This is a genomic window from Desertihabitans brevis, from assembly GCF_003327535.1.
GTDB lineage: Bacteria > Actinomycetota > Actinomycetes > Propionibacteriales > Propionibacteriaceae > Desertihabitans > Desertihabitans brevis.
This window is the reverse complement of record NZ_QOUI01000004.1, coordinates 60,321-78,200: the sequence shown is the minus strand read 5'-3', so window position 1 is coordinate 78,200 and position 17,880 is coordinate 60,321. Positions and strand designations below refer to the sequence as shown.

Below are 17,880 nucleotides of genomic sequence, written 5' to 3'. Positions count from 1 at the left end.
GGCTCGCCCGGGCCGCCCCCGGGACGGCGGCCCCTGGCGGACGTTCAGGAGCGCACCCGGCCCAGCAGGGCGGCCGAGCCGGCCAGCGCGATCAGCGCGAGCCCGAAGGCGGCCAGGGTGCCGGCCGGCAGACCGGTGTCGGCCAGGTCGTCGCCGTCGGTGCCGCTGCCCGTGCCCTGGTCGGCGTCGTCGTCCGCACCGACCGGGTCGGCGGACGGCGAGCCCGTCGGCTCGGCGGTGGGCGTCGGCTGGCCGGGGGTCGGCTCGGGCGTCGGCTGCCCGGTGGGGGTCGGCTCGGGGGTCGGCAGGGGCTCCGGGGTGGCGGTGGGCTCCGGCGTCGGCTCGGGCGAGGACTGCTCGGTCAGGTCGAGTGCGTACAGGGTGGTGGTGCCGGACACCTCGTTGCCGACGGCCAGCAGCGGCTCACCGGTGGGCGAGCTCTCCGCCGCGATGAACACCACGCTCTCCGGGCCGAGGTCGCCGGCCTGCGCCAGGCCGTCCGGGTCGTCCTCCACCGAGACCGAGAAGTCGCGGTTGTTGACGTAGGTGACGAAGGCGGCCGCTGTCGGCTCGGTGACGTCGAAGACGGCGACCCCGCCGATCCGCTCGAAGCCGACGAAGGCGTACACGCGGCCGTCCAGCTCACCGATGGTGATCGCCTCCGGCTCCGGGCCCTTGTCGTCGGAGCGGCCGTCGAGGTTCGACTCGGAGTGGTTGGAGTTGAAGAAGTCCGGGACGGCGGCGGCGGTGATCTGCTCGAAGGCGTCGGCGGAGTCGAAGACCCGGTCGCCGTCGGAGTCGAGGATGCTGAACGAGCGCCCGCCGAAAGCGGTCGGCTCGGCGATGCAGCTGCCGTCCTCGCTCAGCCCGGCGGCGGTGGAGATGGTGAGCCGGCCGATCTCGTCGGCGACCGCGGCCGCCTCGGCGTCCTCGCACAGCGGCGGCAGGCCGTCCTCGCCGAGGTCGGCGACCCGTGCCTCCTCGGAGTAGCCCTCCCAGTCGCGGGAGTCCCCCTCGTTGGCGGTCACCAGGTACGTCTCGCCGTCGACGGTGTAGGAGCTGATCGCGTCGGGCTGGAACATCGAGCTGACCGGGTGGGTGGCGATGTCGATCGCGCCCTCGCCGTCCTCGCCGTCCTCGTCGGAGAGGTCGGCGGGCACCTCGCGGCGGTCCTGGACACCGAGGGCCCAGACGTCGGTGACCTCGGCGCGCTCCACGTCCACCACGGCGATCGCGTTGTTGTCCTGCAGGCTGACGTAGGCCGTCTCCCCGGCGACGGTGATGTACTCAGGCTCCAGCAGCGCGAGCACCGGGTCGGCGCCGTCGGCGGTGGGGCCGGCCAGGTGCAGCCCGTCGGGCAGCGGGACGTCGGCGAAGTCGGCGGTGCGGACGTCGTCCTGGCCGGGGGCCTCCAGGTCGTCGGGCAGCGCGACCACGCTGATGGTGCCCTCGGGGTCGACGGAGTAGTCCTCGGCCGGCTCGCCCTCGTTGGCGACCAGGGCGTAGCCACCGTCGGGGGAGATCGTCACCATGTCGGGCAGGGCGCCGGCCTCGACCACGCCGAGCGGCTCGCCGTCGCCGGCGGCGTCGAAGAAGACGACCCAGCCGGTGTCGGTCTTCTCCGGGGCCTCGACGGCCACGGCGACCAGGCCGTCCGCGCGCACCGCGACCGAGTTGGCCGAGGCGCCGTCGGCGGTGACCGGGGTGGCGTCCAGCTCGCCCACCTCCGTCGGCGTGGTGGGGTCGGACACGTCGAGGACGTCGACCGAGCCCTGGGCCGCGTTGACCACGAGCATCCGCTGCGTGGCCGGGTGATGGGCCACGATCTCCGAGGCGCCCTCGTCGATGGTGCCGGTCTGGTACTGCCCGATCGGGGTCAGCTCGAAGGCGGCGCCGTCGGCGCTGCTGCTGATCGGCTCGGCGACCAGGTCGGCCCGCGCGGGCAGGGTCGCGAAGCAGGTGGCGGCCAGCACCGCGGCGGCCGACAGGGCGCCGATCCGGGTGGCCCGAGGACGGGTGCGCATGGGTGTCTCCGCTCGCTCGACGTGTGCGGCGACAGCCCACCGCCCGCTGGTGAACCCTCGGCGGTGGTGAGATGAACATCTCGCGCCTCGGACCAGCGCCCGGCGGCGCACGGGCTCAGAGCTCGAGCTTGAACCCGAGGTGGCTGTCGACGAAGCCGAGCCGTTCGTAGAAGTGGTGCGCCTCGGCCCGGCGGCGGTCGGTGCTCAGCTGCAGCAGGGTGGCGCCGCGTTCGCGGGCGTACTCGATGGCCCACTGGAAGACCGCGGTGCCGATGCCGGTGCCGCGCAGCGGCTCGGCGACCCGGACCGCCTCCAGCTGCGCCCGCAGCGCGCCGCGCCGCGACAGCCCGGGGATGAAGACGATCTGCAGCGTGACCACCGGCTCGTCGCCCACCAGGCCGGCCACCTGGAGCTGGCGCGGGTCGGCGTCGACGGCGTCGAAGGCCTGCCGGTAGGCCTCCTCGTCGTCGGCGTCCTCGCGGTCGACGGCGATCTCGTCGTCGGCCAGCAGCCGCGCGATGGCCGGCACGTGCTCCCGCCGGGCGCGCACCAGCCGGATGTCGCCCGCCACGGAGTGCAGGCGGCCGAGGACGTCCTCGGCGGCGGGACTGTCGGGGACCAGCTCGGGGTGGGTCATCGTGCGGCCTCGTCGGGTGGGGTCGGGCGGCGGGGGGCGCCTGGGACGACCCTAGGACCTCCGCGGGCCTGCCGGGCAGGGGACTAGCGGCGCCGCCGGCGATGTTGTCGGAACGTGACCGACCTCGATCCTGCCCTGCTGTCCCTCTTCGAGCAGTCCTCGAAGTCCGTGCTGGTGACGCTGCGCCGCAACGGCCGGCCCCAGCTGTCGAACGTGCTGCACGCCTTCGACGCCCGGAGCGCGACCGCGCGCATCTCGGTCACCGCCGACCGGGCCAAGACCCGCAACGCGGCCCGGGACCCGCGGGTGTCGCTGCACGTCAGCAGCGACGACTTCTGGTCGTACGCGGTGCTGGAGGGCACCGCGGAGCTGGGACCGCTGGCTGAGCACCCCGACGACGAGGGGGTGCGCCAGCTGGTGCAGCTCTACCGCGACGTCAGCGGCCAGGAGCATCCCGACTGGGACGACTACGCCCGCGCCATGGTCGCCGAGGGGCGCCAGGTGCTGACGGTGCGCGGCGAGCACGTCTACGGGATGACGCGGGGCTGACCCGGCTCTCGCCCGGTGGAGGACGGCGGGGCGCTTCGACGAGCCCAGCGCGCTCCGGCTGGGTGACCCCGACGGTACGGTGCCGCAGCTCGCTGCCAGGTCGCGGTCAGCGGCTCGGACTCGGGCTCGGGCCGTCCGACGGACTCGGACTCGCCGTCCCGGAGGGGCTGGGGCTGGGCGAGCCGGACGGGCTCGGGCTCGGCGAGCCGGACGGGCTCGGGCTCGGCGAGCCGGACGGGCTCGGGCTCGGGCTCGGCGACCCGGACGGGCTCGGGCTCGGCGACCCGGACGGGCTCGGGCTCGGCGACCCGGACGGGCTCGGGCTCGGCGATGCGGAGGGCGTCGCGCTGGGCGAGGGCGACGGGCTCGGCGGCGTCGGGCTGCTCGACGAGCTGGGCGACGGGGAGCCGGAGGGGCTCGGACCCGGTGGCTCCGACGGGTCGGGCGTGCCGGACGGGCCGGGTCGCGACGGCTCGGACGGGTCGGGGTGCGGCGGGACCGTCGGCAGCGCGACCCGTCCGTCGCGGTAGGCCTCGGCGATCCCGAGCACCAGCGTGACGTACTCCGCGGAGTGGTTGTAGCGGAGCACCGCCGCCTCGGCCCCGGTGCGGGTGCCGAGATCGCCGGAGCCCGCGCACAGGTACCGCGCCGCGGCCAGCGCCGCGTCGTCGAGGTCGTGCGGGTCGCGCACCCCGTCACCGTCCCCGTCGGCAGCCACCCCGGCCCAGGTGGAGGGGATGAACTGCATCGGCCCGACCGCCCGGTCCCAGACCGGGTCGCCGTCCAGGCGTCCGCCGTCGGTGTCGCGGATCGCCGCCACCCCGCCCGAGCCGTCCAGCGGGACGCCGATGATCCGCGGCGAGGTGCTGCCGTCGACGCCGACCACCGAGCCGCCGTGGCGTCCGTGGTCGGACTCGACCCGCCCGATGCCGGCCAGCAGCGCCCAGTCGAGCCGGCAGGAGGGATCGGTCCGGGCGAGCGCGTCGGCCGCGCCCCGGTAGGCGCGCAGGGCGGCCGCCGGCAGGTCGAGGTCGGTCACCTCGCTCGACGGGTCGGGCAGCGTGGCCGGGTCCCGCTCCGGGCTCGCCGGGACGTCCGGGTCGAGCGTCACCGGGTCGGACGGCCCACCACCCGGGGACGGCCCGGGCGAGGGCGTCGGTGTGCCGACGGCCGACTGGTCCGGCAGTGTGCCTCCGGCGCGGTCCTCCCGCTCGACCGTGCGCTGCGGGCGCTCGACCGGGCCGGCCTCGGGCTCCACGACGGGCGGCCGCGGCGCCGGCACCGCGCTCAGCGGGTGGGTGAGCGGCACGGCCGAGACGAGGGGCACCGACACCATCGCCGCGGTCGCGACCGCGGCGGCCGTGCGGGACCGGCGGCGTGGGCGCTCCCGCTCCGTGGGCAGGGCCCTGCGCGGCCCGTCGCCGTGCCCGTCCGATGTCACATCCCGACCTGTCCGCCGTCGTGTGCTCCGCCGCCCACGCTAGCCCGGCCGGCCGGCGAGCTGAACCCCCTGCCGGCCGCTGTTCGGCCACCGTTCACGCCCGGGTCAGAACAACGGGTCCTGACGGGGCCGGTCGGTCGCCGACAGGTCGGAGAGCGTGACGGTGAGCGTGTCCACCAACGGCACCGCACCGGCCGCCAGCAGCTCTGCGACGCAGCGCCGCAGCAGGTCCTCCTCGGCACTGGCGGAGTCCAGCCGGGCCCGGCGGTGCTCGGTCGGCACGCCCTCACGCGCCAGCGAGACGGTCACGGTGCCGGCCACCAGACCGGCCTCGCCGGCCCGGTGCGCGAGCCGCCGGCAGACCACGTCCGCGAGCTCGGCCGGGCTGCGGTCGGCGCGCCCCCAGCCGACCGTGGCCGTCCCCGCGCTCAGGGTCTGTCGCGAGCGCACCGGACGCACCTCGGCGTCGTCGCAGCCCTCGACGACCTGCCGCAGCCGCCGGGCCATCGTGGTGCCGCACAGCTCGTGCAGCCGGTGCACCGGCACGCCGGCCAGCTCCCCCAGCGTGCTGACGCCCAGGGCGTGCAGCCGTCCCAGCGTCCGCGCCCCGACCCCCCACACGTCGGCCAGCGGCAGGGTGGTGCGCAGCCGGCGCTCCTCCTCCGGCCCGATCACCCGCAGCCCGTCGGGTTTGGCCGTCCGCGAGGCCAGCTTGGCGAACAGCTTGGTGCGGCCGATCCCGGTGGTGACGGTGATCCCGAGCCGCTCGCGCACCTCCCGGCGCAGCGCCCGGGCCTGCTCCTCGACCTCGGCCCAGCCCAGCGCGCTGGTGTCGAGGAAGGCCTCCTCCATCGACCCCGGTTCGACAGCGGGAGCGGCGCGGTCGAGGATCCGGAACAGCTCGTCGCTGACCTGCTCGACCTCCTCCCCCGGCACCGGCAGCACCACCAGCGACGGGCAGGTGCGCAGCGCCTCGGTGATCCCGGTGCCCGAGCGAACGCCGGCGGCCCGCGCGGGGTAGCTGGCGCAGGCGACCACCGGGTCGCCGACCACCACCGGACGTCCGGCGAGGTCGGGGCGGCCGCGCAGCGCGACGGAGACGAAGAAGGCATCCGCATCGGCGTGGATCAGTGGGCCGGACACGCGCCTCATCGTCGCACAGGTGTTCGATTAGGACCACACCGACGCGCTCGCGAACTCAAGGTGCGGATGACCAGAAGTCGCGCTAGAGTGTTCATCGCAAGTTAAAGTCATCATGACCTCAACTCGAGCGGCGGACGGCATGACCGAGCAGCGCGGTCTCACCCTGGCGGTGTCCACGGTGATCTTCGCGCTGCGCCCGCACCCCGACACCGGCCGGCTGACGCTCTGGCTGCCGCTGGTGCGCCGGATCCGCGAGCCGTTCCGCGGCCGCTGGGCCCTGCCGGGCGGGCCGCTCGACCCCGGCGACGACCTCGCCACCTCGGCCCGCAGGACGCTGGAGCGCACCACCGGCCTGGCCCCGCACTACCTCGAGCAGCTCTACGCCTTCGGCGCGGTCGACCGCTCCGGCGCCGTCACCGACGAGGGCCGGGTGGTCTCGGTCGTCTACTGGGCGATCATCCGGCCCGACGAGGCCGAGCGCAGCGTGGTCGGCGAGAACGTCGAGTGGCAGGTGGCCGACGAGGTCGGCGCCTGGGGCGGGGCGGCCCCGCTGGCCTTCGACCACGACACGGTGCTGCGCTACGCGCTGGCCCGGCTGCGCGCCAAGATCGGCTACAGCCCGATCGCGCTGGCCTTCCTCACCGAGGAGTTCACCCTCGCCGCGCTGCGCGAGGTGCACGAGGCCGTCACCCAGCGCACCCTCGACCCCGCCAACTTCCGCCGCCAGGTGCTCGCCGCGAAGACCGTGGCGCCCACCGGACGCCGCCTGGCCGGCACCGCCCACCGCCCACCCGCGCTGTACCGGCGCGCGGTGGAGATCCCGTCCTCCGACCCGGCTCGCGTGACCGTCACCGAGCCCACCCACCCAGCCGACACCGACCCGCCGAAGGGGCTCTCATGACCTCCGTCCAGCAGTCCATCGCCCTCGCCCCGCAGTCCAGCTGCGACGCCGACCTGGCGGCCGGACCCTGGGTGTTCGACCTCTCACCCGGCTACGGCCCCGGCGCGTCGGAGGCCGACGTGCTGCCCGACCCGGTGGTCCGTCCCGGCCAGCTGCCCGAGGCCTACCAGCAGATGGACGAGGCCGAGCTGCACCGTCGGATCCGCGCCGCCAAGCAGACCCTCGGCGACCGGCTGGTGGTGCTCGGGCACTTCTACCAGCGCGACGAGGTGGTCCAGCACGCCGACTTCGTGGGCGACTCGTTCCAGCTCGCCAACGCCGCGCTGACCCGTCCCGACGCCGAGGCGATCGTCTTCTGCGGGGTGCACTTCATGGCCGAGACCGCCGACATCCTGTCCCGGCCCGACCAGCACGTCGTGCTGCCCAACCTCGCCGCCGGCTGCTCGATGGCCGACATGGCCGACGAGGACTCGGTGGAGACCGCCTGGGAGGAGCTGCTGGACGTCCTCGGCGAGACCGAGCCGGACGGCCGGGCGTCGGTGGTGCCGGTCACCTACATGAACTCCTCCGCCGCGCTCAAGGCGTTCTGCGGGCGCAACGGCGGCATCGTCTGCACCTCCTCCAACGCCGCCACGGTGCTGGAGTGGGCCTTCCAGCGCGGACGCCGGGTGCTCTTCTTCCCCGACCAGCACCTGGGCCGCAACACCGCCAAGGCGATGGGCATCGGGCTGGACGCGATGCCGATGTGGGACCCGCGGCGTCCGCTCGGCGGCAACACCGAGGAGGCGCTGCGCTCGGCCTCGGTGATCCTGTGGCACGGGTTCTGCTCGGTGCACCGGCGGTTCTCCGTGGCCCAGATCGAGCAGGCCCGCGCCCAGCACGCGTCCGTCAAGGTGGTCGTCCACCCCGAGTGCCCGATGCCGGTGGTCGACGCCGCCGACGCCGCCGGCTCGACCGACTTCATCCGCAAGTACGTGGCGGCCTCGCAGCCCGGTGACGTCATCGCCATCGGCACCGAGGTCAACCTCGTCAACCGGCTGGCCGCCGAGCACCCCGACCGCACCATCTTCTGCCTCGACCCGGTGATCTGCCCCTGCTCGACGATGTACCGGATCCACCCCGGCTACCTCGCCTGGGTGCTGGACGGGCTGGTCGAGGGCGAGGTCCGCAACGAGATCGTGGTGGACGCGGCCGTGGCCGCCGACGCCCGGGTGGCGCTGGAGCGCATGCTCGCGGCGCTGCCGAAGAGCTGAGATGGCCTGCCGAGGAGCTGAGATGACCCGTCCGCACCTGCTCGTCGTCGGCAGCGGGATCGCCGGGCTGACGGCCGCGCTCGACGCCGCCGCCACGCACCGGGTCACGCTGCTGGCCAAGGACGAGCTCGACCAGTCCAACACCCGCTACGCCCAGGGCGGCATCGCCGTCGTCTCCACCCCCGAGGACAGCGTGGCGGCGCACGTCGCCGACACGCTGGCCGCCGGCGCGGGGCTGAGCGACGCCGAGGTGGTGCGGGTGCTGTGCGCGGGCGGGCCGGACGCGCTGGCCTCGATGCTGGCCCGCGGTGTCGCCTTCGACCGCGACGGCGACGGGCTGGCGCACGGGCTCGAGGCGGCCCACTCGGCCGCCCGCATCCTGCACGCCGGCGGGGACGCCACCGGGCACGCGATCGTCTCCGCGCTGCTGGACCGGCTGACGGCGAGCCCGGTGGAGGTCCGGCCGCGCAGCACCGTGGTCGACGTGGTGGTCCGCGACGGCCGGGCGGTCGGCGTCCGGCTGCTCGGCGGGGAGGAGGTCGCGGCCGACGCGGTGCTGCTGGCCACCGGCGGCGCCGGGCAGCTGTACCCGTTCACCACCAACCCGGCGGTGGCGACCGCCGACGGGGTGGCGATCGCGCTGCGCGCCGGAGCGGCGGTGGCCGACCTGGAGATGTACCAGTTCCACCCGACCTCCCTCGACGCGCCCGGCAGCTTCCTCGTCTCCGAGGCCGTCCGTGGCGAGGGGGCGGTGTTGCGCGACGCGTCGGGGCACCGGTTCATGACCGACCTGCACGCGTCCGCCGAGCTCGCCCCGCGCGACGTGGTGGCGCGCGGGATCGCCGCCACCATGGCCCGCACCGGACGTCCGGTCGTGCTGGACGCCACCGCGCTCGGGCCGGAGTTCCTGGCCCGCCGCTTCCCCACCATCGACGCCGCCTGCCGCGACCTCGGGCTGGACTGGGGTCGCACCCCGGTGGCGGTCACCCCGGCCGCGCACTACGCGATGGGCGGGGTGCGCACCGACAGCTGGGGGCGGACGTCCGTACCGGGGCTGCTGGCCGTCGGGGAGGTCGCCTGCACCGGGTTGCACGGCGCGAACCGGCTGGCGTCGAACTCGCTGCTCGACGGGGCGGTGTTCGGCGCGCGGGCGGTCCGGGGGCTGCGGGAGCGTCCGGCGGTCGAGCCGTTCGACGCCACCTGGGCCGAGCCGGTGCCCGTCGACCTGGCCGACGCGGACGGGGCCGAGCCGTTCACCCGCGCCGACCTGCAGCAGCTGCTGTGGCGCTGCGCCGGGCTGTCCCGGGACGCCGCCGGGCTGACCGAGGCCGCCGCCGAGCTGCGCCGCTGGCGCACCCCGGAGGTCGACGACGTCAAGGGCAGCGAGGACGCCAACCTGCTGCTCGTCGGCCGGGCCCTGGTGGCCGCCGCGCTGGCCCGCACCGAGTCCCGCGGCAGCCACCACCGCACCGACTTCCCCGACCGCGACGACACCCAGGCCGTGCACCGCTCCCTGGCGCTCCAGCCGTGAGCACGCTCCTCACCGGGCCGGCGCGCTGACCCGACCCCGGAGCCCTGACCCGACCCGAACGCCCTGAGGCTGTCGAAGGGCGACCCCGCACCACCCCGAGAGGACCCCATGAGCACGCTCGACCACCGCACCATCGCCCGGCTCGTCGACCTGGCCCTGGAGGAGGACGCCCCCTTCGGCGACCTCACCAGCGAGACGCTGGTGCCGGCCGGGGCCCGCGCGGTGGCCGACCTGGTCGCCCGGGAAGAGGGGGTCCTCGCCGGCGGTGAGGTGTTCGCGGCCACCTTCACCCGGCTCGACCCGTCCGTCATCGTCGAGGTGCACGCCGCCGACGGCGACCGGTTCGAGGCGGGCGCGGTGCTGGCCCGGGTGGACGGACCGGCCCGGTCGCTGCTGCGAGCGGAGCGGGTCGCGCTGAACTTCGCCCAGCGGATGTCCGGGATCGCCACCCAGACCGCCCGTTACGTCGCCGCGGTGACCGGGACCGGGGCGCGGGTGGTCGACACCCGCAAGACGACGCCGGGTCTGCGGGCGCTGGAGCGGCACGCCGTCCGCGCCGGCGGCGGGCACAACCACCGGTACTCGCTGTCGGACGCCGTGATGGCCAAGGACAACCACCTGGCCGTGGTCGACGACCTCGGCTCGGCCCTGCGGGCGGCGCGGGCGTCCCTGCCGCACACGGTGCACCTGGAGGTGGAGGTGGACCGGCTCGACCAGCTCGACGTCGTGCTCGAGGCCGGGGTCGACACGATCATGCTCGACAACTTCTCCCTCGACGACCTGCGCGAAGGCGTGCGGCGGATCGGCGGACGGGCCCTGGTGGAGGCCAGCGGCGGCATCACGCTCGACACCATCGCCGACGTCGCGGCCACCGGGGTCGACGTCATCTCCGTCGGCGCCCTCACGCACAGCGTGCGCGCCCTCGACCTCGGGCTCGACGTGGTGGTGCGCCGGTGAGCCGATCAGCAGGGAGGGTTCTGCACCGACTTCGGTGCACAACCCTCCCCCGTCGCGGAGGAGTCCGGTGATCTACCTGGACGAGGCCGCCACCAGTCCGGTGCGGCGCGAGGTGCTGGAGGCGATGTGGCCGTGGCTGGCCCGCGACTTCGGCAACCCGGCCAGCCACCACGGGGTCGGGGAGACGGCGAGGGTGGGCCTGGAGGACGCCCGGGCCCGGATCGCCCGGCTGCTCGGCGGGCGTCCCGGCGAGGTGGTGCTCACCTCCGGCGGCACCGAGGCCGACAACCTCGCCGTCAAGGGCATCGCGCTGGCCGACCCGCGGGGTCGTCATGTGCTGGTCTCGGCCGTGGAGCACCCGGCGGTGCTGGAGTCGGCGGCGTTCCTGTCCCGGTTCGGGTTCGAGGTCGAGCACATCCCGGTGGACGCCGACGGCCGGGTGACGCCGGAGGCGCTGCGGGCGGTGCTGCGGCCCGACACCACCCTGGTCAGCGTCCAGCTGGCCAACAACGAGGTGGGCACGGTGCAGCCGGTGGCCGAGCTGGCCGCGGTCGCCGCCGAGCACGGCGTCCCGGTGCACACCGACGCGGTCCAGGCCGCGGGCGTGCTGCCGGTCGACGTGGCGGCGCTCGGCGTCCGGGCGCTCAGCCTGTCGGGGCACAAGCTCGGCACGCCGAAGGGGATCGGCGTGCTGTGGCTGCACCGCCGGCAGCGGGTCGAGCCGCTGGTGCACGGCGGCGGGCAGCAGCGCGGGCTGCGGTCGGGCACCGACGACGTCGCCGGTGCGGTGGGTCTGGCGACGGCCCTCGAGCTGGCCCAGGCCACCGGCACGGCGGCGCTGGCCGCCCGCCGCGACGCCTTCGTCGAGCGGGTGCTGCGCGAGGTGCCGCGGGCCCGGCTGACCGGTCACCGCACCGATCGGCTGCCCGGGCACGCGTCGTTCGTGCTGCCGGGGGTGAGCGGGGAGTCGGTGCTCGTCGACCTCGAGGCCCGCGGCGTCATCTGCTCCTCCGGCTCGGCCTGCGCGGCCGGCAGCAGCGAGCCCTCGCACGTCCTCACCGCCATGGGCCTGGACGCCGAGACCGCCCAGACCGCCGTCCGCTTCACCTTCGGCGCCGCCACCACCACCGAGCAGCTCGACCGCGCCGCCGAGGAGCTGGCCGCCGTCGCCCGCTGAGCCGCCGACCGCCGCGACCTCCCGGAGCGTCGAGCCGCGGGGGGCTGGTGCCGCCCGGTCCGACGCACCGGCACGGATCACCGCGGGGCCGGTGCCCCGACCGCGTGCGCCCCAGGAGCGAGGAGTCCGGCGGCGAGCCTGGCCATGCCCACCAGCTCGTCCCGGGTGGCGCCGAGCTCGGCGCGGCACGACAGGCCCTGCCACACCGTCTGCACGAGCTCGGTGAGCGCTGCTGCCCCCACCGCCGGCGGCAGGTCGCCGGTTGCCTCCGCCTGCTCGAGCCGGGCCCTCAGACGCGCTCCGTCGGAGCGCTGCAGCTCGGCGACGTAGCCGCGGACGTCGAGCGTCGGCGGCGCGTCCGCCATCACAGCACTGCTGGTGAGGCAGCCCGGGTGCCCCTCGTCGGTCCGGGTGAACTCCGTCGCGGAGTCGGTGAGCAACCGGTCGATGACGCCGTGCACCGTCGGCTCCGCCACCGCGGCGGCGTAGATGGCGCTGTAGCGCAGCGCGTAGGTCCGGACGGCCTCGTCGAAGAGGGCGCCCTTGGTGCCGAAGGCGGAGTAGAGGCTCGAGGTCGAGATGCCGAGCGCCGAGGCCAGCATCCGCGTCGAGGTGCCCGAGAAGCCGTGCTGCCAGAAGAGGTGGGCCGCTCGGCGCAGCGCATCGCCGCGGTCGAAGGACCGGGGGCGACCGACGGGTCGTGCCATGCCGGGATTGTAGGACGAGTGATCCATAATCGCGTTGTGGAGCTATTGATACGGAATGCACCCGTCGAGGGCACCGAGGTGGTGATCGACGTGTACGGCGAGGCCGACGGCCCAGCGATCGTCCTGGTGCCGGGGGGCATGGCGGACGCCGCGGCCTGGGCCGCGGTCGCGGAGCACCTCCAGGGGTGGCCGACGGTCGCCGTCGTCAACCGTCGCGGACGGCACCCGTCGGGCCCGCTGCCCGACGGCTACCGGATCGGGACGGAGGTGCAGGACGCGGCAGCGGTCCTGCGTGCGTTCTCCGACGTGCGGACACTGTTCGGCTGGAGCTACGGGGGTCTGGTCGCGCTGCACCTCGCGAACGACGTGGCGATCCCGCACGTGGTCGCGTACGAACCGGTGATGGCGCCCTTCGGGGCGGAGGCCCTGGCGGACCTGCGCGCGGCGCACGAGGGCGACGACCTCGACGCACTCGTCGCCGTCGCGCTGCAGCAGGTCACCGGGATGCCTCCCGACGCCGTCGACCGGCTGCGGTCGCAGGACGCCGTCTGGGCCGGGATGCGTCGCCTGGGCGCACCGCTCTACCTCGAGACCCGGGCGATCAACGAGGCGCCCGCGCCGGCGGAGCTCGCGACGCAGGCAGCACGGGTCGACCTGGTCCTCGGCGGGGCCAACCGCGGCGAGGCGCCCTACGGCACCTCGTTCGAGGACGTCGTGCGGCGCACCCCCCGCGCGACCGTGCACCTGCTGCCCGGACAGGGGCATCTCGCGCACCTGCAGGAGCCAGGCGAGCTCGCAGCCCTCATCAGCAGGCTGCGGGGCCCGACGGCCTGACCTCGGAGGGCGCGGCCACCGTCCGCGTCGTCAGCCGGGCCGGACGGAAGGCCTGTGGACGACCACCCCGCAGCCCGGCGACGGGGCGCCTCCGCTCCCTAGCGAGACCGGCATGAGCGCCGACCTGCCCACCCCCGCACCCCCGACGCCACCGACGACCGGACCGACCGACTCCGGTCCGGTCACCTGCGGCCCGCATCCGGGGGCGCCCGAGCCGCTGCCGTACCACCTGCTCGCCCGCACCCGACCCGGCCACCGGTGGCGGACGCTGCTGGTGGTGCTGCTCGCCGCCGCCCTCTGGTTGGGGGCCTGCCTGGTCCTGCTGGCGTTCGACGCCGCCACCCGCCGGGTGCTCGGCCTCGACCTGGTCGCCCGCATCCTCAGCACCGACTTCACCGACCCGGTGGGCTTCATCGGCGGGTTCGGGATCGTCGCCCTGATGCTGCCCGCGTCGCTGGTCGCGCAGCGGCTGCTCGGGGCGCGTCCGACGGGGCTGCTCTCCTCGGTGACGGGACGGCTGCGCTGGCGCTGGCTGCTCCACTCGCTCGCCCTCGTCCTCGGCGTCCAGCTGGTCGTCCTCACCGTCGACATCGTGGTGCTCACCCCGCTCCTCGGCGGGGAGGTGCCCGCTCCGGTGCTGCAGCCCTGGGCCTGGTTCACCCTGCTCGGTGCCGTCCTGCTCGTCCCGGTGCAGTGCGCCGGCGAGGAGTACGCCTTCCGCGGTCTGGCGATGCAGCTGGTCGGCAGCTGGCTGCGGCACCCGGCCTTCGCGATCGTGCTCCCGGTACCGGTCTTCGCCCTCGGGCACGGCTACGACCTGTGGGGCGCGCTGGACGTCGCCGTGGCAGGTCTGGCGGCGGGCTGGGTGGCCTGGCGCACTGGCGGGCTGGAGGCCGCGATCGCGTTGCACGTGGTCAACAACGTCACGATCACGGTGCTGACCGCCGTCGGCTGGGCCGACCCCGCGGCTACCAGCGGCAGTCCGCTCGGCCTGGCGCTCTCCCTGGCGGGCACGACGGCCTCGCTGTGGCTGGTCACCCGCGCCGCCGACCGAGCCGGAGTGCAGCGTCGCCGTCCCGCCCTCCCCACCGGGGAGGCCGTCGCCGTCGGCTGAGCGCTGGCCCCGGGTGGGAGACTGGCCGGGTGCCCGCCCCCGCCCTGATCGCCGCCCTGCCCGACCCGGCGGACGCCGACGCGCTCTACACCGCCTTCACCGGCTGGGCCGAGGGCACCGGGCGACCGCTCTACCCGCACCAGGAGGAGGCGCTGATCGAGATCGCCTCCGGGGCGAACGTGATCATGGCGACGCCGACCGGCTCGGGAAAGTCGATGGTCGCCCTCGCCGCGCACTTCAGCGCGCTGGCCGAGGACCGGGTCAGCTTCTACACCGCGCCGATCAAGGCCCTGGTCAGCGAGAAGTTCTTCGACCTGGTCGGCGTCTTCGGCGCCGAGAACGTCGGCATGGTCACCGGCGACGCCTCGGTCAACGCCGACGCCCCGATCATCTGCTGCACCGCGGAGATCCTGGCCAACATCGCGCTGCGCGAGGGCGCGGAGGCCGACGTCGGCTGCGTGATCATGGACGAGTTCCACTTCTACTCCGAGCCCGACCGCGGCTGGGCCTGGCAGGTGCCGCTGCTGGAGCTGCCGCAGGCCCAGTTCGTGCTGATGTCGGCCACCCTGGGCGACGTCACCTTCTTCGCCGACGACCTCACCACCCGCACTGGACGCCAGACTGCGGTGATCACCGGCACCGAGCGCCCGGTGCCGCTGGAGTTCGCCTGGTCGGAGATCCCGCTGCACGAGGAGATCACCGCCCTGGTCGAGGCCGACCGCGCCCCTGTCTACGTCGTCCACTTCACCCAGGCCGCGGCGCTGGAGCGCGCCCAGGCGCTGGTCGGGCTCAACGTCACCACCCGGGCCGAGCGGGACGCCATCGCCGAGCGGATCGGCGCCTTCCGCTTCTCCGCCGGCTTCGGCCGGACGCTGTCACGGCTGGTCCGCCACGGCATCGGCGTCCACCACGCCGGGATGCTGCCCAAGTACCGGCGGCTGGTGGAGCAGCTGGCCCAGGACGGGCTGCTCAAGATCATCTGCGGCACCGACACCCTCGGCGTGGGGATCAACGTGCCGATCCGCACCGTGCTGTTCACCGGGCTGACCAAGTTCGACGGCACGAAGATGCGGCTGCTCAAGGCGCGGGAGTTCCACCAGATCGCCGGACGCGCCGGCCGGGCCGGGTTCGACACCCGCGGCTGGGTGGTGGTGCAGGCGCCGGAGCACGTGATCGAGAACGCCCGCGCGGTCGCCAAGGCGGGAGACGACGTCAAGAAGCAGCGCAAGGTGCAGCGCAAGAAGGCCCCGGAGGGGTTCGTGTCCTGGAACGAGGACACGTTCACCCGGTTGATCGGCGCCGAACCGGAGCCCCTGCAGCCCCGGCTGCGGATGTCGCACTCGGTGCTGGTCAACCTGCTGGCCCGGCGCGGCAACCCGGTCGCCCACGCCGCCCGGCTGATCGAGCAGAACCACCACGACGGCCCGGCGCGTCGCCGGCTGCGCCGCCACGCCCTGGTGCTGGCCCGGGAGCTGATCACCTCCGGGGTGGTCGAACGGCTCGCCGACGCCCGCGAGGACGGCCGCCGCTACGCCCTCACGATCGACCTGCAGCGCGACTTCGCGGTCAACCACCCGCTGGCACCGTTCGCGCTGGCCGTCCTCGACACCCTCGACCCGGAGTCCGACAGCTACGCCCGCGACGTCGTCTCGGTCTTCGAGGCGATCCTGGAGGACCCCCGCCCGGTGCTGCAGGCACAGCAGCACCGCGCCCGCGGGGAGGCGGTGGCAGCGATGAAGGCCGACGGGATCGAGTACGACGAGCGGATGGAGCTGCTCGAGCAGGTCACCTGGCCCCAGCCGCTGGCCGACCTGCTGGAGGTGACGCTGACCGCCTACCGCCAGACCCACCCCTGGATCGCCGAGGACGCGCTCAGCCCGAAGTCGGTGGTCCGGGAGATGTACGAGCGCGGGATGACCTTCGGGGAGCTGGTCAGCGAGTACGGGCTGTCGCGCAGCGAGGGCGTCGTGCTGCGCTACCTCTCCGACGCCTGGCGGACGCTGCGCCACACCGTGCCCGAGCACCGCCGCGACACCGAGCTGGAGGACCTGGTGGAGTGGCTGGGCGAGGTGATCCGTCAGACCGACTCCAGCCTGCTCGACGAGTGGGAGCAGCTGGTCAACCCCGCCGCGGAGACCGAGGTGCGCCCCGGTCTACGAGAGCAGCAGCCGCGTCCGATCACCGGCAACGAGCGCGCCTTCACGGTGCTGCTGCGCAACGCGATGTGGCACCGGGTCGAGCTGGTCGCCCGCGACGACGCCGAGGCGCTGGCCGCGGTCGAGCGCCGGGTCGCCGAGGTCACCGACCCGCCCACCCCGGTCACCATGGACGCCGCGGCGTGGGGCGAGGCCCTCGACGACTACTACGACGAGCACGACACGGTCGTGACCGACGCCGACGCCCGCAGCCCCCGCCACCTGCAGATCGAGCGGATGCCCGGACGCTGGCGGCTGCGTCAGGTGCTGGTCGACCCCGAGGGCCACCTCGACTGGGCGCTCGAGGCCGACGTCGACCTGGCCGCCAGCGACGCCGCCGGCGCGGCCGTGGTGGTGGTGAGCGGTCTGCGCCGGATGGGGTGATCCCGCGCCGGTGACCCCTCCGCCGACCAGCATGCGCCCCATGGACACCGACGACACCACCCCTCCCGGCTCCTCCACCTCCGCCCGGCTCTCCCGCCGCACCCTGCTCGGCACCGGCGCCGCCGGCCTCGCCCTGGCCGGCACCTCCCTGCTCAGCCCCACCGCGGCCTCGGCCGCCGCCCGGTCGAGGGTCCGGGTGGCCACCTACAACCTCAACACCGGCAGCGCGACCGCCACCCGCGCCGACCTCGACGTGCTCTCGGACCGGGTCGCCCTGCTCGGGGTCAACGAGTGCATGGGCGTCGAGCGCGAGGCCATCGCCGCCTGGGTGAGGGCGCGCCCGAACTGGCGGTGGCACCGACCCGTCAGCCGGGGCGGCGAGACCCGCTTCAAGGGCTCCAACGCCGTCCTGTGGGACCGACGGGTGTTCCGTCTGCGCGCCCAGGGCGCCCGCTTCGGCTCCAGGTCCCACACCCCGAACTTCGAGATCGACGAGCGGTGGATCACCTGGGTGGAGCTCACCCACCGCGACAGCGGACGCGACATCGTGTGGATCCAGACCCACATGGACCCCACCGTCGAGCGGGACGGCCGCCCGCGCAAGGGCGCCGAGGCGCGGATCGAGGGGAACCTCACCTACATGCGCAGGGTGAAGGCCCTCGCCGCGGCCAAGAGCGAGGGCGCGGAGGTGCTGGTCGCCGGCGACTGGAACGTCGACGCCCGTGCCGACCGCCGGGTCGGCCACCACCGGTTCCCCTTCGCCGTGCTCGAGGAGCGCGACGCCCCGGCGAAGCTCCCCGGCCTGCGCACCACCTACAGCCACTTCCGGTTCGACGTGCCCGCCACCTCGGGCCCGGCGAAGACCGGCGCCTACATCGACGACCTGGCGCTGTGGGTGCGCAGGTCGAAGGCCGCCCGGGTCGTCCGCTTCACCGACCACCGGGTGCTGACGGGGCTCCGCTCCGACCACCGCCCGCTCGTCGCCGGCCTCGTCATCGATCACGCCGGGGCGGGCCGGACCTCCTGACGACCC

15 protein-coding genes are annotated in these 17,880 nt (G+C 74.9%); 10 read left to right on the top strand and 5 right to left on the bottom strand.

The window, feature by feature from the left end:
• Positions 1-44: 44 nt before the first annotated feature.
• Positions 45-2,024: a choice-of-anchor I family protein gene (locus DT076_RS07725; protein ID WP_114126092.1), complete on the bottom strand. Its 1,980-nt coding sequence runs from the start codon at positions 2,022-2,024 to the stop codon at positions 45-47.
• Between the two features lie 115 nt (positions 2,025-2,139).
• Positions 2,140-2,661 carry a GNAT family N-acetyltransferase gene (locus DT076_RS07720; protein WP_199539040.1) on the bottom strand — a complete coding sequence of 174 codons (522 nt, stop codon included), beginning with the start codon at positions 2,659-2,661 and terminating at the stop codon, positions 2,140-2,142.
• Positions 2,662-2,775: 114 nt separating this feature from the next.
• On the opposite strand from DT076_RS07720, the gene DT076_RS07715 reads away from it, so the two are divergent.
• The gene (locus tag DT076_RS07715) at positions 2,776-3,210 is read left to right on the top strand and encodes a PPOX class F420-dependent oxidoreductase (protein ID WP_114126091.1); all 435 of its coding nucleotides are present in this window, start codon (positions 2,776-2,778) and stop codon (positions 3,208-3,210) included.
• A gap of 106 nt (positions 3,211-3,316) precedes the next feature.
• Here DT076_RS07715 and DT076_RS07710 read toward each other — a convergent pair whose 3' ends face one another.
• Both DT076_RS07710 and DT076_RS07705 read right to left on the bottom strand, forming a co-directional pair.
• Positions 3,317-4,651 carry a lytic transglycosylase domain-containing protein gene (locus DT076_RS07710; protein WP_199539039.1) on the bottom strand — a complete coding sequence of 445 codons (1,335 nt, stop codon included), beginning with the start codon at positions 4,649-4,651 and terminating at the stop codon, positions 3,317-3,319.
• A gap of 105 nt (positions 4,652-4,756) precedes the next feature.
• A complete protein-coding gene (locus tag DT076_RS07705) occupies positions 4,757-5,794 on the bottom strand; it encodes a Y-family DNA polymerase (RefSeq protein ID WP_158548075.1) in 1,038 nt (345 codons plus the stop codon).
• A gap of 112 nt (positions 5,795-5,906) precedes the next feature.
• On the opposite strand from DT076_RS07705, the gene DT076_RS07700 reads away from it, so the two are divergent.
• The 5 genes from DT076_RS07700 to DT076_RS07680 all read left to right on the top strand — a co-directional run bounded on the left by DT076_RS07700 (position 5,907) and on the right by DT076_RS07680 (position 11,613).
• Positions 5,907-6,695 carry an NUDIX hydrolase gene (locus DT076_RS07700; protein WP_199539038.1) on the top strand — a complete coding sequence of 263 codons (789 nt, stop codon included), beginning with the start codon at positions 5,907-5,909 and terminating at the stop codon, positions 6,693-6,695.
• On the top strand, positions 6,692-7,948 hold the full coding sequence (nadA, locus tag DT076_RS07695) for a quinolinate synthase NadA (RefSeq protein ID WP_114126088.1): 1,257 nt from the start codon (positions 6,692-6,694) through the stop codon (positions 7,946-7,948). Before DT076_RS07700 ends, nadA begins: the two co-directional genes overlap by 4 nt.
• A gap of 22 nt (positions 7,949-7,970) precedes the next feature.
• Complete coding sequence (gene nadB, locus DT076_RS07690) at positions 7,971-9,479, top strand: L-aspartate oxidase (protein ID WP_114126087.1); 1,509 nt, start codon at positions 7,971-7,973, stop codon at positions 9,477-9,479.
• Positions 9,480-9,587: 108 nt separating this feature from the next.
• Positions 9,588-10,436 carry a carboxylating nicotinate-nucleotide diphosphorylase gene (gene nadC / locus DT076_RS07685; RefSeq protein WP_114126086.1) on the top strand — a complete coding sequence of 283 codons (849 nt, stop codon included), beginning with the start codon at positions 9,588-9,590 and terminating at the stop codon, positions 10,434-10,436.
• 67 nt (positions 10,437-10,503) lie between these two features.
• Positions 10,504-11,613, top strand: a complete 1,110-nt coding sequence (locus DT076_RS07680) for a cysteine desulfurase family protein (RefSeq protein ID WP_114126085.1) — start codon at positions 10,504-10,506, stop codon at positions 11,611-11,613.
• A 77-nt stretch (positions 11,614-11,690) separates the two neighbouring features.
• On the opposite strand, the gene DT076_RS07675 is transcribed toward DT076_RS07680, so the two are convergent.
• Positions 11,691-12,320, bottom strand: coding sequence for a TetR/AcrR family transcriptional regulator (locus tag DT076_RS07675; RefSeq protein ID WP_114126084.1), 630 nt, complete (start codon positions 12,318-12,320; stop codon positions 11,691-11,693).
• Positions 12,321-12,398: 78 nt separating this feature from the next.
• Here DT076_RS07675 and DT076_RS07670 point away from each other — a divergent pair, with 78 nt between their 5' ends.
• From DT076_RS07670 to DT076_RS07655, 4 genes are all read left to right on the top strand, one after another.
• Positions 12,399-13,154, top strand: a complete 756-nt coding sequence (locus DT076_RS07670) for an alpha/beta fold hydrolase (RefSeq protein ID WP_199539037.1) — start codon at positions 12,399-12,401, stop codon at positions 13,152-13,154.
• A 112-nt stretch (positions 13,155-13,266) separates the two neighbouring features.
• On the top strand, positions 13,267-14,268 hold the full coding sequence (locus tag DT076_RS07665; RefSeq protein ID WP_114126083.1) for a CPBP family intramembrane glutamic endopeptidase: 1,002 nt from the start codon (positions 13,267-13,269) through the stop codon (positions 14,266-14,268).
• Between the two features lie 29 nt (positions 14,269-14,297).
• Positions 14,298-16,847 (top strand): DEAD/DEAH box helicase, encoded by a 2,550-nt coding sequence (locus tag DT076_RS07660; protein ID WP_267896811.1) that lies wholly within the window; start codon positions 14,298-14,300, stop codon positions 16,845-16,847.
• A 40-nt stretch (positions 16,848-16,887) separates the two neighbouring features.
• Entirely contained in the window at positions 16,888-17,874 is a 987-nt protein-coding gene (locus tag DT076_RS07655) for an exonuclease/endonuclease/phosphatase family protein (RefSeq protein ID WP_114126082.1), read from the top strand.
• Positions 17,875-17,880: the final 6 nt, after the last annotated feature.

Excerpts from the sequence above, each read along its gene's own strand:
- DT076_RS07725 (WP_114126092.1), bottom strand. The coding sequence starts at position 2,024 with ATGCGCACCCGTCCTCGGGCCACCCGGATCGGCGCCCTGTCGGCCGCC.
- DT076_RS07720 (WP_199539040.1), bottom strand. The coding sequence starts at position 2,661 with ATGACCCACCCCGAGCTGGTCCCCGACAGTCCCGCCGCCGAGGACGTC.
- DT076_RS07700 (WP_199539038.1), top strand. The coding sequence starts at position 5,907 with ATGACCTCAACTCGAGCGGCGGACGGCATGACCGAGCAGCGCGGTCTC.
- nadA (WP_114126088.1), top strand. The coding sequence starts at position 6,692 with ATGACCTCCGTCCAGCAGTCCATCGCCCTCGCCCCGCAGTCCAGCTGC.
- nadB (WP_114126087.1), top strand. The coding sequence starts at position 7,971 with ATGACCCGTCCGCACCTGCTCGTCGTCGGCAGCGGGATCGCCGGGCTG.
- nadC (WP_114126086.1), top strand. The coding sequence starts at position 9,588 with ATGAGCACGCTCGACCACCGCACCATCGCCCGGCTCGTCGACCTGGCC.
- DT076_RS07675 (WP_114126084.1), bottom strand. The coding sequence starts at position 12,320 with ATGGCACGACCCGTCGGTCGCCCCCGGTCCTTCGACCGCGGCGATGCG.
- DT076_RS07665 (WP_114126083.1), top strand. The coding sequence starts at position 13,267 with ATGAGCGCCGACCTGCCCACCCCCGCACCCCCGACGCCACCGACGACC.
- DT076_RS07655 (WP_114126082.1), top strand. The coding sequence starts at position 16,888 with ATGGACACCGACGACACCACCCCTCCCGGCTCCTCCACCTCCGCCCGG.